Here is a 14,057-nt window from a genome sequence, read left to right on the forward strand (position 1 = left end):
TCCTCACGCGTCATACTGTTCTCGCCCTCAACACGTGAGGAGGGGAAAAAGAGTTTCAGGCTATGCACTCTGTTTGATTGCGCAAATCACGATATAGCCCGGAACATGCCAGTATCGCTCCGCCTGATGTTGTCGCGCAACGTTCTCATCTAGCTGAGGCTCGATCACGGCCTGGATGCTGCATCCCGCCTGGATCACGCTGTTGAGATAAGTGCTGAGGGGGCGATGAATGAAATGGCCGTAGGTCTGTTTGACCGTACGCTCTTGAAAGTAGTCGCGTATCTCAACATAACCCTTATGCTGCCATTCTGTGCCCGGTTCTTCAAAGCAGGGATGTAGAATTGAGAAGATCAGTTGCCCCTGGCTTTTGAGTGCAGCGATGCAGTTATGCAGTGCTGGCAAGTATGTTGGGATATCCATAAAGACCATATTCGCAATCACAAAATCAAACTTATTTTGTATGGGCGACCACGTAGAGAGATCCTCTTGCAGATAGGTGATGCCCAGCGCTTCCGTCTGCTCTCGTTGCGCGGCATAGGTGTACCACTGAGTGCCCGGTTCGATTCCTGTTACGTGTGCACCTCTTTTCGCCAGGAGCCGCGAGAGATAGCCCTGGCCGCATCCTGCATCGAGAATAGTTTTGCCTGTTACATCTCCCAGCAGTGCGAAGAGGGCAGGGTTCAAGAGGTGTTGCCGTGTGAAATCGCCTTCGTCGCCAAAGTTTTCCGCGATATGTGATGGGATACGCGAATATTCCTGAATGATCTCTGTATTGGTGATATCTGTCATATGTTTCTCCAATTGTAAGCAGATGTTCTCTTATTATCGTATGTTGAAAACTGGCCCTTTCGGTGGAAATGGCAGCGTGCGTCCGACAGGGAGCAGAAACGCATGTTCGCGCTTAATAGAGAGACGATCGCAAAAGCCATCGGTAATAATGAGCAGAGGCCCATTTTTGGGAAAATCCTCGGCCTTTTCCAGCAGATCAATGCCTGGCTGCAAGATCGTGCCGCCGCGCCCACGTACTTTGACGTTGCCCGCTATCTCCTCGGCTGGCATGTAGCCCTGATCAAAGGTGGCCGCGTCGCAGAAAACGACGCGCACAGCTGCGACATCGCGTGCGATACTGTAGCTTGCGATTGTTCCCAGTGCTTTTGCCAGGAGCGTACGATCCATTGAGCCGGAGGTGTCAAGCAGTACGCCAAAGGTACGATGACTATCCTCTGGTGGGGCAATCCAGCTTGCTCGCGGGATATCGGGGGTGCTGGATTGACGACGGCTCACACGTGCGTAGGTGCGCATCTGCTCAAGTGGAGGGAAGTGTTCGTCGAACCAGTGAGCCAGTTCCACATCCCAGGGCACCGGCGGTTGACCGAGGGCGCGAATCTCTTCGATCAAGCCTGCCGAGAGATAGCCACGCTCCTGCTCTTGATGCAGCAACAACCCCTGGCTCAAGCAGCTACGATAGAACTCGTCGAGGCTCTGCCCATCGCTGTTATGCCACCATCCGGGTTCGCTCAGCATATCTCCCATCCCCACGCCACGCAGTGTTGATAGCTTACGATAGCGCCGTAGATCGCGTACGATCAGGTCGTAAATCGCTTCCGCCGATTCGCCTTTCAGTGTTGGATCATACAAAGCGCCGATGTGCGGTAAATCGCCAACTCCCATCTCGACCAGCCAGCCATTGACGACGTAATCGCAGGCGACGTTCCATAGATAGAAATCACGTCCTTCGCAGCGCACATCGTGTCGCAAGCCAGCGTGCAGCAATTCATGAGCCATCACGAAGCGCAATTCCTCCTGGGTTAGCCCGGCTCGCGGATTGATATAGATCTCGCGCTGCTCCATATTGATGGCTGCAACGGCGATGTTCATGCGATGGCAAAGCAGTTGATCTTCGATGATTTCAAAGCTGGCAGCCAGCGCGCCGAGCAGTGGATAGGACGTGATGAACCAGCTTCGTGCGCGCTGGGCCTCGCTCATCACGCGTCCATCGGGATCGCGTGGTGGTGGCGTTACTCCTCCTGCGATATCTACTGCGTCCGCCACCGCCAGTTCCAGCCCCTTTGCGAAGTGATCCTGCCAATCGACCTCGTAATATTTTGCCTTTGCAACCTCGATCATATCAATGGGGGTCATCCCGGCAGTGCCCGTTGGCCGCAATTGTTCTGGCTGTCCGCGCTCACAGAATACCTCGAAGATCCGCTCCTCTGAGCGCGTATTGATCCCTAATGCCTGCACCTCCTGTATCAGCCCTTGCAACTCCTGCGGTGGCTGACCGAACTTGAGATCGGCCAGGAAACGAGCGATATAGCAATCACAGGCCGCATTCCACAGCTCCCGCTGATACTTTTTCTGCTGAAAATGACCAAAGCCTAGATGTAGCAAGCAATGGGCGAAGATATAACTCCACTCTTCCGGTGCGCCCATTTTTGATGCATTGGTGTGGATCTGCCCATTGCTTGTTACGACCGCCCAACCATCCTGAGGGCAGAGATTACTGTCCTCTTCGTAGGTGTGATATGCCAGCGGGCCAAAGATGGGATGTACATATAAGGACCGCCAGCCTATGATGCGGTTGACTTCGGCCTGCGTCTGGGATGATGCTCGCTTATTACCTTTTCGCGACATCGCGTTCCTTCTTCTCTACAATGCGGGGCAGATCGCGTACAATCTCCACCATAAACCAGGCTGGCAACGACTCTTCCCCGTCCTGTTTGGAGACTACCATCTGGGCTATTTCCAGGCTGATTGCGGCCAGATCTTTCAGCAACGCCTTTGCCCGGAATGCCAGGTCGCGATGGTGTCCGGTGATCGCAGCTTGCTGTGCTGGCAGCTCTTTGAGTAGATGGGTGCGGAACGATTGAGCCAGGAAGTAGAGGATATCGCGATCCTCCGGGCGTGCTGGCCAGCTCGCCTCGCCCTTCAAAATGGCGGTCAGACGATATTTGCTCCTGACCTGTTTCACAAATGCCTTAAATTGTCCGGCATGGTGAGGCGTCAGACAGCCAAAGGCCAGCACTTCCAGCGTTTGATCGTTCAGGCGCTCTCCATACTCTTTCAGTGCATCGCTCAACATATGCCAGGAGCGCGGCGAGGAGAACGGTTCCTCATGCTTGGGTGGTGCGTGCCAGAGATGATCCGGACGATTCTGGATATACTCGATCACCCAGGGATGGATAGTAGAGTATTGCGCCCATTCAAGCCAGTCCCGATGTGAGACGGTCAGATGGACATGGACCATACGATTGAGCAAGGCCGACGACATGGGCTTAACTATCGCGCTATCCTGCGCCCGGTTGCCTGCCCCGATGACAACTGATCCTTCTGGTAGCGTATATTCGGCAATGCGTCGCTCGTGGATCAGGCTATAGAAAGCCTTCTGCACTTCATGGCTGCATGCATTCAGTTCATCTAAAAACAGACAATATGGCTCGTTGCGAGCGATCATGCGCGGAGGGCAGAAGCGGCTGGTGCCATCGAGAATTTGTGGCACACCGATCAGATCTTCGGGAGCAAGCTGACTGCCCAGCAGCGAGACGCAGGGCAACCCTACCTGCGTGGCAAATTCCTGTACCAGTGCGGATTTCCCGATTCCTGGCTGGCCCCAGATAAAGACAGGGCGAACAAGTGCAACATTGAGCAAAAGATCACAGAGTTGTTTTTGCGTAACAGTGATAGCAGGATTCAAGGTGACTCATCGCTTTCTAAACTTCTCACGGGCAGGGCGCGTTCTAGCAGCGGATGGATGATAATACAAAGCAGCGCCAATAAGCCCTGTGTAGAAACATCTCACAATGTTCGTGTGTATACCCTGAAAAGAATCATCAAAGAAGAGTGCGAGCAGATTTGCTCGTAGCGCGTGACGAAACTACGCCTGGAAGGAGACGAGCGTAGTTAGTCCGAATATGTGGGCAGGAGAAAACCATTGCAGCATGGAAAATTCTCCTTTCTTGAGGTCGCTCTTAAAAACTATCAAATCTGGCACAAATGCCTTATCATCATTAATTGGTGTTTTGTCAAGTAATTGTATTGAGAATAATGTACAGTATTTCTCGCCAGTTGTCAATGGGGTTGATGATAAAGTTCATGGTCCTTCTCGCAAAGGGCCATGAACCATACAGTGTGAATGTAAGACGATTAGCTGGCGGATGTAGGTCGTTGTCGAGCTGCCAATGACCGGGAGGATGAAGGCATCCTGCGAGTCGTAGGTATTGGGTGAGTTGGGAGCCAGGCTCGCCGCTGATGTCCAGGGACCGCTGAGCGAGGTTGCGCTAACATAAGTATTGGGATTGGGTGCCCAGCCCGTTGGCGATGAGGTAATCAGGTAATAACGTCCGTTAGCTTTGAACATGCCCGGAGCTTCCAGTCGTGAACTGAACGTGTAGACGCTACCAGCATCGCTCAGATAGTCGGACGAGAGCCTGTCGATATTCAGGGCGGTGTTGTTGCTGGTGGCATAGATCAGGTAAGCGCTGCCGTTGGTATCCTCAAAGACTGTCATATCGCGGCTCTGATTGCCGTTGGGATTGTAGCTGCCACGATAGGTATAGCTGCCATCAACGGTTGAACTGGTGGCGACGCCTACTTTTGCCTCGCCGTAGCTGCTATTGTCGATATGCAGGTACATAACGTAGGTGCTTGTCGAGGCATTATAGATGACTTTGGGCCGTTCGACCACTCTGTTTGGTCCCAGATCGTCGCTGCTCTGGACTGCCAGAACATTATTGCGAAACGTCCAGTTGACGAGATCGGTTGATGAGTAGCAGCTAATCGCGACAAAGGCTGAATTGTTGCTGGCGCGGTTCTCGCCAAACCAGTAGTAGGTGCTGCCCACCTTAATCAGCCCTGTCCCGTGTGCCTGGATGCTATTGCCGCTGGAATCCGTCCAACTACCACCGGGAACAATTGATTGAGATGGGACGGTGGCTGCGTGAGCTGTCAGGGAACCGGTAGAGGCGAGGAGAGAGATGAGAGTAAGAAGCGAGGTCAATAGTACGACAAGACGACGTGAAGAGCGATAACAACACTGTAGAGATGGGAGCCAGAAGTATGGATTGCTCATCATTGAATCCCTCCAAGAATTGTGGCAAACGTTGACGAAATTATTGGAACATGTGCTTCCTTCCTATGAAGCACTAGTAAAAGTATAAGGAAAAAACTTACTTTCGTCAATGATAAAACAAAGCATCTGGAGCGAGAAATGGCGGAAATGAGGCAAATGGCCATAACGTCCTACCGTACAGATTTCGATTGTGGCTTTGTGCATCGTCACTATACTTAGAAACACATAAATGGCAGACTGAGAGGTATAGGGCTGAGAGATGGTGTGAAGCCACCTTGCACGACAAAAGCGGTGATTATAATTGTAAAAATCATAAGAATCGCTGAAAAATTCAGAAGAACTTCTCATGTCAAATCGGTTTGGCTATGCTATACTCATAGACGCTTGAGCTATACATCGTTGATTGAATAGAGGCTTGGAGGCGTAGTATCTTGAATTCCATGCAAAAATCACTGGTAGCGTTCGATACCGATCACATCAAAAACTATGTCTTTGGCACTGATAGATTAAAAGAGATTCGCGGAGCCAGTTCTCTGCTTGATCGCCTCAATCGCACTGAGATGGAAAAAGCAGCTACGGATTTACATATCAATATTAAAAATATTTATGCTAATGGTGGTTCTGGTCTATTTGTTGTAGATAAAGATTCCATCAAGGACTTTGTGCAGCGTGTACAGCAGGTATACAGGAAGCAGAGTAAGGGAAAAGCATCAGTTACCTATGCAATACAGGATTTGCCTGAAGATGTTTCAGACGCAAATATCATGACCTGTGATCTGGAAAAGGAATTGGAACTATTAAAGTATCGGCTTATTGAGAAGAAAGGCTGCCCCAATTCTGTTTTAGCTCTTCCGTCCCATCCATTTATAACGTATTGTAGCTCGTGTGGTGTTGAATATGCTGAAAAAGGGAGCCTTGATGCGCAGGAAACGGGAACATTTTATTGTGCAAGCTGTATTGAAAAGCAAAAAGAAGACATCAGGATAAAGAATCATATATCGAGAATAATTCGAGACTTGCGCTCATATCGAATTATGGGAGCTGAACAGGTCGCAAAATTTGATTTGTGGGAACGTATACTCTGGTTTTTGGATCAAGAGAAGTATGACTTGACCCGCTCAGGAGTAGATCGCCCCGAAGATTTTAATGAGTTTCGTCAATTTGCTGAAGCAAAAGAATATATTGGGCTGATTTACGCTGATGCGAATAATATGGGTCAAATAGTTGATACATTGAAATCGCCAGAAAAAAGGGAGATATTTGCTTTTGAGGTTGATAAGGCTATTCATCAAGCGATGGCGATAGCAATCAAGCAATATTTGCCTATTGTTGATATTGTTCGTAATGGCAAATCTGAGCCAGTTTTTCCGTTTGATATTCTACTGGTCGGTGGTGATGACATTGTGATGGTAACTAATGCCGCTAAAGCAATGGATGTTGCTTTGACCGTCGCTACAAGATTTCGTGAACTTGCTAATAATGAACGAATCAGGAAGTTGACTTCAATCAAGCTCAGTTTATGTGTCGGTGTGGTGCTAGCTCCCATCAAGTATCCCTTTGGTCTGTTACAGGACATGGCTGAAAGCGCTCTGAAATTTGCCAAGACAGCAGCAGCCAACGATAAGGAGGAAGTGAAGGATCAAAAGGAACGAGATGCATTTGATGGCACGCGCATTAATTTTCAAGTTGTGACAGGTGGTAGTCATCCCAATTTTAATGAGACATATAAGAAAACTTATCAGAAGGTAGATAAAAATCGATTCCTTGAGTTCCATGCATCGTTGCGCGCTTACAAACCAGAGGATTTGGAGCTTCTGCTTAATGCGATTCGTGAGGGGCATAGGCTCAATCTGGGGCGAACCAAACTGCATCAGTTGCGGGAAGCGATCCTGGAGAAAAATTTGACGACATCGGTACAGAAAGGGTTGGCAACGCTGCGCAACTGGCGCGAGAAGCAGAGAACATATGTGGTTGGACAGGTCTATGGATTTGGTCAGCGCCGTCAGATGCAGCGTAGCGATCCACGTAACCCTATCTCAGATTTCCCACATGTGACCTTTCCCTGGTTCGCTGATGGAACACATAAGGAAAGAAACGTCTATCGCACCTCTTTGCTTGATTTTATCGAACTGTATGATTTTGTGACAAGAGAAGGGGGGAATAATGGCGATGAAGTTTGACCGTATTTCTATTACCTATAACCTGATCTTTGAAACCCCATTTCACTGTGGCACCGGCCTGCGTTCAGCTTTGATTGATCGCACGGTTGTTCGTGATCACGAACAATATCTCTATGTTCCTGGCTCAACTATCAAAGGTGTGGTGCGAGAACACTGCGAACGATTGGAGCGTATGTACAGCGAGCGCGACAATACAGACGATCCGATTGGAAGTCCACACGATGCCAGGGCAGCACTCACGGCTCTTGGGAAACCTGTTACGATGATCTCACGCATTTTTGGCTCTCACTACAATCCTGGCTCCCTCTTTTTTGAAGACGCCCGCTTGAGTGAAGACGATAAAGAGTTATTTCTGGGGAGCAATGGCGACGATAGATATAAAAGCTTGCAGACCGATCTGTATACTCAGGTGCGGCTCCATCGTCCAACGCGCACTTCCGTAGCGGGGGCGCTCTATACCAGCGAGTTTGGTGTCAGAGATACAACCCTGGAAGGTAAGATTAGTGGTTGGCTGCGCTGTACTCCTATTGAGGAGATTAACCCGCAGGGACCGACCTATTCTCTACTCCTTTTGTTAGCGGGTCTGCACATGCTTGATCGTATTGGCGGGAATAAATCAACCGGTAAAGGGAAATGTCGGTGTGACGTTAAAACAGTGAGAATTGGGGAACAATCTTATTCAAAAGAGCAGTGGCAGCCCTGGTTTGAGCATCTGGATGCCCTGGCTAAATCTCCCGCACAGAATGAGGAGGAATGGGAGGAATGAGGCAGATATCTATTCAACTTACTGCCGAGTCGCCACTGGCTATTCGTGCCGATCACGCTCCCCATGGTGCGGAAGTCGCCAATTATATTCCTGGCACAGCGTTTGTTGGTGCACTGGCAGCTGTGCATCGTATGCTCTATCCCAACGAAAAAGAGCAGTTCGAGCGGTTGTTTCTCCATGAATCGGTGCAGTATCCAGATTTGTATCCGGCGATGTTTAAGGACAAAGAGTTACAAGGCTTACCATGTCCCGTTTATCCAGTGCCGAAAACAGCTCAGAGTTGTAAACGACACAAAGGTTTTCTCTATCCACTCGATGATGAGAATGATGCACATGGAGTGCGCGATAGCCTGGTTGATTGGGCACTATTCAAACTGGGAGAAAAGAATAATCCTTTGAATGCCCTCAATGTGTTGAAAAAATGTAAGAATTGCCCTGAGCCTGGATGTGAAGTCACAATGGATCATTTCTCCGGGTATTATCGACGTAATCCCTCTGTACCAAAGCAGATATATGGTGCAACCATAGATGAACACACGCACCTTCAAACACGTACAGGCATTGATCGCGAATCAGGGACCGTGCAGGAAGGTATTCTGTATAATCGCAGGGTTTTTGAGGAGGGTATGCGCTTCTGGGGAGCCATTCGTGTCCCCAATGACGAAGAACTGCTCTCGGATTTGATGGAATTTCTCGCTGAGGCCGGTGAGCAAGGCCTGGTGCGTATTGGCACGGGGCGAACACGGGGAATGGGCATGGCATCGTTTCGAGCAGAGCATGACGAAGATGAGGTGCGCGATCCCTACACAGAATTTAAAAAACGCCTGTCACTCTTTAACAAGCTGGTACATAAGCAGGCGAAGGATGAGTTAGAACTAGAAGATCCGCGCTACTTTTTCGCTCTCACGCTGCATTCTCCTTTGATCCTGTGTGATGAATTCTTGCGTTATCGTGGAACAATTGATGAGCAAACTTTATTAAAAGACCTTCTTCACTGGGAGAATGGCCTGGAACTTGAACGAATATATCAGGCGGCCAGTGTACGACGCATGACCGGGTGGCAGGAAATATGGGGGACGCCGCGTATGAATGAATATGCTATTGATACCGGTTCCGTTTTTTTGTTTGCATGCAATGTTGCAGAGGGATCGCCTGAAAAAGAGACTTTGCTGAGCAAGCTGTTTGAGCTTGAGGAGCGGAGCGCAGGAGCAAGATGTGCGGAGGGGTTTGGGCGGATATGTGTGTCTGATCAATTTCACCAGGAGAGGACTAGGCGATGAACAGAGAGATGCAGATTATTCGTGAGGTGAATATTCAGGCGGAAATTTTTTATCCAGACTCCGTTCGACTTGGCGATCACGCCGCATCGGTGATTGGTCGTTCTCGCCGCTCCCAGATGACCGGATTAGAAAATATCGCTGATAGCGCGTTGAAAACATCGGATATCTTTGACTATATTAAACGACAAACAGCGCGTTTCTCTTTCTGGCGGCAGAGCTTTCCCAATGAGAACCAGTTTGCAACAGAAAGACATGCAACAGACAATATAGCATTTGGTGAGCGCCTAATCCATCATCTTCAAATTGATCTGGCTGAGAGACGGGATACGATTTGTGGTTCTGAGCGGCTCAATATTGACGCGTCCACCTATGAGAATCAGCATTTGCGACGACAGGTTCACCTGCTACTCATTCGCCAGTTTATTCATCAGATGGTAGCTCAATATGAGTTTCGTGCCAGCCTGACTACTATTGCACGAAGGGAGCGTCATTAAATAATGCTCTCCGCTCCATTGCTTCAACGGCTCTGGGATATGAGCGATAACGTATTGTATCCAGAGGCCGTGACCTTCATTCGGCGTCTGATCAACGAGAAAGGTTGTTCACCGCTGCCTACGAGCCAGGTCATGGGGTTGTTAAATATTGCTAATGCGGCCAATTATAGTGAACTGGTGCATTTTATCAGGCATCAGCGTGAGCGCAACTGGCCTGACTCAAAGAAAGATATCAAGACCTTTTATACCGAACTGGACCTGTGGTTCGTCACGCTGAGAAATAGATTGGTCAGAAATGAATTTCGCCTGCTTTCCAAAGGGCTGAGTCCTGTTGCTGCTAATAGAGAAGTTGATGAGATAATGACAACTCTGGCCCACGAGTTTATTCAGCATCTCGTCGCCGAAAATGGGGTGCTGTCATCTCAGAAGGCAGATGAACAACGATCAAGGAGAAGATAGAGCCATGACCACACAACGTTATGAGTTGCGCAACCGCTATATCTTTACTGGCAAGTTAGTGATGCTGACTGCTTTTCATATTGGCGGAGGTCGTGCCACTCTGAGTAGTAGTGATAGCCCTGTCGTGTTGACGCCAGAACAACTTCCCTTTATTCCCGGCTCAAGCTTCAAAGGAGCCTTGCGCAGCACTATTGAAAAACTGGTCCCCAGCCTTCCCTCCGAAGCAAAGCTTTCTTCCTGTGGTTTGATTGAGCCGCTCGACGGCGAGGAAAAACCAAAGTCAGATAAACCTCTTTGTCCAACAGTGCGGCAGCGAGATATTACGCAAGAGAGGCGAGAACGTCCGGGCGACGCGGAAAAGATCCGTGAGCAGGTGCTTAAAGAGCTTTGCAATACTTGTCAGCTTTTCGGTTCGCCTTTTGCAGCGGCGCGGGTGAATATAGGCGATCTCTATATGTCATCGAGGGAGTGGAACGGGGCCGTACAGATTCGTGATGGTGTGGCTATTGATCGTGATAGTGAGAAAGCCAAAGATCGTCTAAAGTACGATTTCGAGGTTGTTCCTGCCAGCGCCACTTTTGACCTGACCATCACCCTGGAGAATGCAACGAGCGAAGATTTGCAACTGTTGTGTATGGGCTTGAGTGAGTTCGTGCATGGGTTTGGCTTTATTGGAGGAAAGCGTTCGCGTGGATTGGGAGCCTGCCGCCTGGATGATCTGGCGATTCGCTCGTTGAGGTTGGACGAGAAGGATCTTGATAAGAAGGTTCGTACAGAGCGCTTAAAGAATTACCTGTTGCGGGGAGAAGCTTCGCTCGAACCAGAGGATCGCGAGAAATTTCTGGATCGACATATCACTGCAATTTTTGACCATACAGCAGCTTTGCGCTGATTGTGCATTGAAGGGAGTTGAAGGTTATGTTGAAGAAACTGGTGAACGAAGCTTTTTTTACGTTGCGAATCACTGCGACCGGGCCGATCCTGATCAAATCCGGGCGCGCAACGATCAGCGGTCCCGATATGACGCCTGTGCTGACCTTTCGAGATGGTCGGCAAGAGGTCTTCTTGCCTGGCAGTTCGCTCAAAGGCGTGTTTCGCAGCCATAGCGAAAAGGTGATATGCAGTCTGAAACCACAGGTGGTGTGTTATCCCTTCTCTGGCAACGAAGATAAGGAAGTTGATCTGGAGCAGCGGCGGAAAGACTATCGCGACTCATGCGGTGCAATGTTCAATCTGTTAGCCAGGGATGAACAAATGCGTAAAAAGCTCGAAGATGAGACGCATTATGTCTATGCCAACTCCTGTCCAACTTGCCGTCTCTTTGGTTCAACTGGTTTTATTGGGCGTGTCTCCATCAGCGATGCGTATCTGACCTCTCAGGCGATTACAGAGCAGCGTGATGGGGTCGGGATTGATCGCCTCACTGGTGGAGCGAGTCATGGAGCCAAGTTTGAGCTAGAGGTGGTCAGCACAGGAGCCATCTTTGAGACAGATGTTCATCTGCGCAACTTCGAGATCTGGCAGTTGGGGATGCTCTTTGTTGTGTTGCAAGATCTGACTGACGAGTTAATTCGTATCGGGTCTGGCCGCTCGCGTGGATTGGGGAAAGTCACAGCCGAGATCAGCGATCAGGGTCGTAATGGGCGTCCAGGTGGCTTTGTGACAAGCAGTATACGTGGCACCAGCGAGCCAGAAAATGAGTTATGGGGTCTGGGGCGCTGGCTCAATGACGGTAGCTATGGCACGCAGCAGAATGATCTCCTCAAGAATGTCAAATCATCAGAACGAAACCAGCGCGGTATTCGTAGCCAGCGCGTTTTTAGTGGTGAGGCTCTGGCCGCATTGCAAGAGGCTGCTATTGCTGATTTTATCGCGCGTATGCAGGGCTGGCAGCAGCCCGATGTCCCTAAACATTTGCCCGATGTCTCTGAGTATCTTCAGCGTAATGGATATGCCAGACGTTAAAGAGAGGATGCGGGAGGAGTAAACAACTGCGATGGCAAATGAAATATTGTACACAGGCCAACTCACAGAGATAGATTTTCTCGCCTTGCTCAAAGCATGCCACGCCGCCAATATGTTTGCAGAGGCGCTGGTTTTAGCTGAGCAATTTCCCAACCGGGTAGTTAAAAAGAAAGAGCGACAGGATTTACTGTTTTTCAGGAATGTTGTCTCGCACATTCCTTGGAACGACGATCACGCTGCTCCCTGGCATACCTACCTGTCAGGTCGCATCTTCACTGAGCAATGGGAATTGCGTTGGGCGCGACAGCAGCAAAATATTCGAATTGTCTATCTTGGGCTTTCTGAGTATGGCGGGATGTTACGCGATTATCATCTCAAAGATAAGAGCGGTCTGCTTGTTGAATTGAAGAAGAAATCAAAGCCGAATGAGTATTATCTCTTTGGTGAGCGATTGCGCCCGGAGGATGTGAAGACGATTATCTGGGCAGAGCCAGGCGATTTTGCAGAAGCACGTATTCCTCGCCTGTTAAGGTATCCGCCTGCTAATTGGAAGGGAATATACCCGAAAGATTCAAAAGATCCACTGGAAATGTCATACATGCAATTGCTGGTGTGTGAATACATCGATGAAACGGGGAGCGTGGTGTTATCTCGTTTCCAATGCTTGAAAGCGGCAGAGGGACGACAAACAGAGGGAGGACAGTAAGTATGAATCCATATGATTTTGTACGCATTGATTGGGGTAGGCCGCCTGAGCGTCGGTCTCCTATCTGGCACCATCGTCTGGTGTCTCAGCAGGGGACGCGTCTCTTTTCGGGTCAGCTTGAGGTTGATGTGTATGCTGAAACTCCTCTATTCATTGTTGATCCCCGCGCCGTCTCGTCAGATCCAAAGAGGCCAGACCGTTTTATTCAGAACAGCCAGGGGCAATATATTATTCCGGGCAGTTCGCTTAAAGGTCTGCTGCGTGGCCTCGTAGAAACGCTTGGCAATGGTTGCCTGACTCTGTTTGATGGGCGTTATGAGCGTGGTAAGACTGACTATACACGAGAAGTTCCCCGCGAGTTTCAACATTGCAGCGAAACGGATAAATTATGCATTGTCTGTCGTCTTTTCGGGACATTAAAGGAACGTAGCAGAAGCATTTTTCTTGGCAAGGTCAATATTGGTGATGCGGTGGTCTCCAATGATGAGGTGTATCTGTACGATTCGATTTATACAAAGCCGTTGATGGAGCCGAAGCCGCACCATGAAAGCTTTTATCTTGATGAGTCGAAAAAGCATGTCGCCGGGCGCAAATATTACTTTCATCATTCACCCGATTATGAACCACTCACGGAAAAAGGTATTATTCGCATGGGGGGCAGGCCCGCCAATCGCTTTATTCAGCCGTTGGATCATGATACAAGGTTCCATTTTCGGATCGATTTCACCAATCTGGAAGCCGATGAGTTTGCAGCTTTGCTACTGGCTATTATCCTTGAAGAGAATATGCGCCACAAAATAGGGTATGGGAAGCCGCTGGGCCTGGGTTCGGTCTATCTCTATCCTACACGCCTGACTCTGGTTGACTACACTAGACGCTACAGCCAATCAGACGCGGGACGTGGAAAAACAATATTGGAAGAAGAGAGCGGTCTATGGGCATTTATGAATGAGCAACTTAACGAATTTTATGAAAAGTATCTGGTGCTGGTGGCAATGGATGATTTGAAGAGAATCTGGCGCTGGCCTCCTGAACCTGACGTTGACTACTATTATCCCAGCAAGCGCGATTGGTTTGATACAGGTGCGAGCAGAGGAAAGCGCATTGCAGATACGCGCCATGTCCCCTAGTTTTTCAGG

13 protein-coding genes are annotated in these 14,057 nt (G+C 49.3%); 9 read left to right on the forward strand and 4 right to left on the reverse strand.

Features of this window, described 5'->3' with window-relative positions:
* Nucleotides 1–60 precede the first annotated feature (60 nt).
* From K3T83_RS26785 to K3T83_RS26800, 4 genes are all read right to left on the reverse strand, one after another.
* A complete protein-coding gene (locus K3T83_RS26785; protein WP_220205985.1) occupies nucleotides 61–789 on the reverse strand; it encodes a class I SAM-dependent methyltransferase in 729 nt (242 codons plus the stop codon).
* Nucleotides 790–822: 33 nt separating this feature from the next.
* Nucleotides 823–2,634 carry a vWA domain-containing protein gene (locus tag K3T83_RS26790; RefSeq protein ID WP_220205986.1) on the reverse strand — a complete coding sequence of 604 codons (1,812 nt, stop codon included), beginning with the start codon at nucleotides 2,632–2,634 and terminating at the stop codon, nucleotides 823–825.
* Nucleotides 2,618–3,694: an AAA family ATPase gene (locus K3T83_RS26795; RefSeq protein ID WP_220205987.1), complete on the reverse strand. Its 1,077-nt coding sequence runs from the start codon at nucleotides 3,692–3,694 to the stop codon at nucleotides 2,618–2,620. The genes K3T83_RS26790 and K3T83_RS26795 overlap by 17 nt, the downstream gene beginning before the upstream one ends.
* Nucleotides 3,695–4,090: 396 nt before the next feature.
* Entirely contained in the window at nucleotides 4,091–5,071 is a 981-nt protein-coding gene (locus K3T83_RS26800) for a family 43 glycosylhydrolase (RefSeq protein WP_220205988.1), read from the reverse strand.
* Nucleotides 5,072–5,508: 437 nt separating this feature from the next.
* On the opposite strand from K3T83_RS26800, the gene K3T83_RS26805 reads away from it, so the two are divergent.
* Genes K3T83_RS26805 through K3T83_RS26845 form a run of 9 tightly spaced genes read left to right on the forward strand, consistent with a single transcriptional unit; the run spans nucleotide 5,509 to nucleotide 14,048 of the window.
* Nucleotides 5,509–7,248: a Cas10/Cmr2 second palm domain-containing protein gene (locus K3T83_RS26805; protein WP_373324612.1), complete on the forward strand. Its 1,740-nt coding sequence runs from the start codon at nucleotides 5,509–5,511 to the stop codon at nucleotides 7,246–7,248.
* Nucleotides 7,232–8,014: an RAMP superfamily CRISPR-associated protein gene (locus tag K3T83_RS26810; RefSeq protein WP_220205990.1), complete on the forward strand. Its 783-nt coding sequence runs from the start codon at nucleotides 7,232–7,234 to the stop codon at nucleotides 8,012–8,014. Before K3T83_RS26805 ends, K3T83_RS26810 begins: the two co-directional genes overlap by 17 nt.
* A complete protein-coding gene (locus K3T83_RS26815; protein WP_220205991.1) occupies nucleotides 8,011–9,294 on the forward strand; it encodes an RAMP superfamily CRISPR-associated protein in 1,284 nt (427 codons plus the stop codon). The genes K3T83_RS26810 and K3T83_RS26815 overlap by 4 nt, the downstream gene beginning before the upstream one ends.
* Nucleotides 9,291–9,788, forward strand: a complete 498-nt coding sequence (locus K3T83_RS26820) for a hypothetical protein (RefSeq protein ID WP_220205992.1) — start codon at nucleotides 9,291–9,293, stop codon at nucleotides 9,786–9,788. The genes K3T83_RS26815 and K3T83_RS26820 overlap by 4 nt, the downstream gene beginning before the upstream one ends.
* A 3-nt stretch (nucleotides 9,789–9,791) precedes the next feature.
* The gene (locus tag K3T83_RS26825; protein WP_220205993.1) at nucleotides 9,792–10,247 is read left to right on the forward strand and encodes a hypothetical protein; all 456 of its coding nucleotides are present in this window, start codon (nucleotides 9,792–9,794) and stop codon (nucleotides 10,245–10,247) included.
* 4 nt (nucleotides 10,248–10,251) lie between these two features.
* A complete protein-coding gene (gene csx7, locus K3T83_RS26830) occupies nucleotides 10,252–11,139 on the forward strand; it encodes a type III CRISPR-associated RAMP protein Csx7 (RefSeq protein ID WP_220205994.1) in 888 nt (295 codons plus the stop codon).
* A 26-nt stretch (nucleotides 11,140–11,165) separates the two neighbouring features.
* Nucleotides 11,166–12,212 (forward strand): type III CRISPR-associated RAMP protein Csx7, encoded by a 1,047-nt coding sequence (csx7, locus tag K3T83_RS26835; protein WP_220205995.1) that lies wholly within the window; start codon nucleotides 11,166–11,168, stop codon nucleotides 12,210–12,212.
* Nucleotides 12,213–12,243: 31 nt separating this feature from the next.
* The gene (locus K3T83_RS26840; protein ID WP_220205996.1) at nucleotides 12,244–12,918 is read left to right on the forward strand and encodes a hypothetical protein; all 675 of its coding nucleotides are present in this window, start codon (nucleotides 12,244–12,246) and stop codon (nucleotides 12,916–12,918) included.
* Nucleotides 12,919–12,920: 2 nt separating this feature from the next.
* A complete protein-coding gene (locus tag K3T83_RS26845) occupies nucleotides 12,921–14,048 on the forward strand; it encodes an RAMP superfamily CRISPR-associated protein (protein WP_220205997.1) in 1,128 nt (375 codons plus the stop codon).
* The last annotated feature ends 9 nt before the right edge of the window (nucleotides 14,049–14,057 follow it).

The sequence above is a fragment of the Reticulibacter mediterranei genome (assembly GCF_016587455.1).

Coding starts and splice junctions, on each gene's coding strand:
- K3T83_RS26785 (WP_220205985.1), bottom strand. CDS start 789: ATGACAGATATCACCAATACAGAGATCATTCAGGAATATTCGCGTATC.
- K3T83_RS26790 (WP_220205986.1), bottom strand. CDS start 2,634: ATGTCGCGAAAAGGTAATAAGCGAGCATCATCCCAGACGCAGGCCGAA.
- K3T83_RS26800 (WP_220205988.1), bottom strand. CDS start 5,071: ATGATGAGCAATCCATACTTCTGGCTCCCATCTCTACAGTGTTGTTAT.
- K3T83_RS26805 (WP_373324612.1), top strand. CDS start 5,509: ATGCAAAAATCACTGGTAGCGTTCGATACCGATCACATCAAAAACTAT.
- K3T83_RS26810 (WP_220205990.1), top strand. CDS start 7,232: ATGGCGATGAAGTTTGACCGTATTTCTATTACCTATAACCTGATCTTT.
- K3T83_RS26815 (WP_220205991.1), top strand. CDS start 8,011: ATGAGGCAGATATCTATTCAACTTACTGCCGAGTCGCCACTGGCTATT.
- K3T83_RS26820 (WP_220205992.1), top strand. CDS start 9,291: ATGAACAGAGAGATGCAGATTATTCGTGAGGTGAATATTCAGGCGGAA.
- K3T83_RS26825 (WP_220205993.1), top strand. CDS start 9,792: ATGCTCTCCGCTCCATTGCTTCAACGGCTCTGGGATATGAGCGATAAC.
- csx7 (WP_220205994.1), top strand. CDS start 10,252: ATGACCACACAACGTTATGAGTTGCGCAACCGCTATATCTTTACTGGC.
- csx7 (WP_220205995.1), top strand. CDS start 11,166: ATGTTGAAGAAACTGGTGAACGAAGCTTTTTTTACGTTGCGAATCACT.
- K3T83_RS26840 (WP_220205996.1), top strand. CDS start 12,244: ATGGCAAATGAAATATTGTACACAGGCCAACTCACAGAGATAGATTTT.
- K3T83_RS26845 (WP_220205997.1), top strand. CDS start 12,921: ATGAATCCATATGATTTTGTACGCATTGATTGGGGTAGGCCGCCTGAG.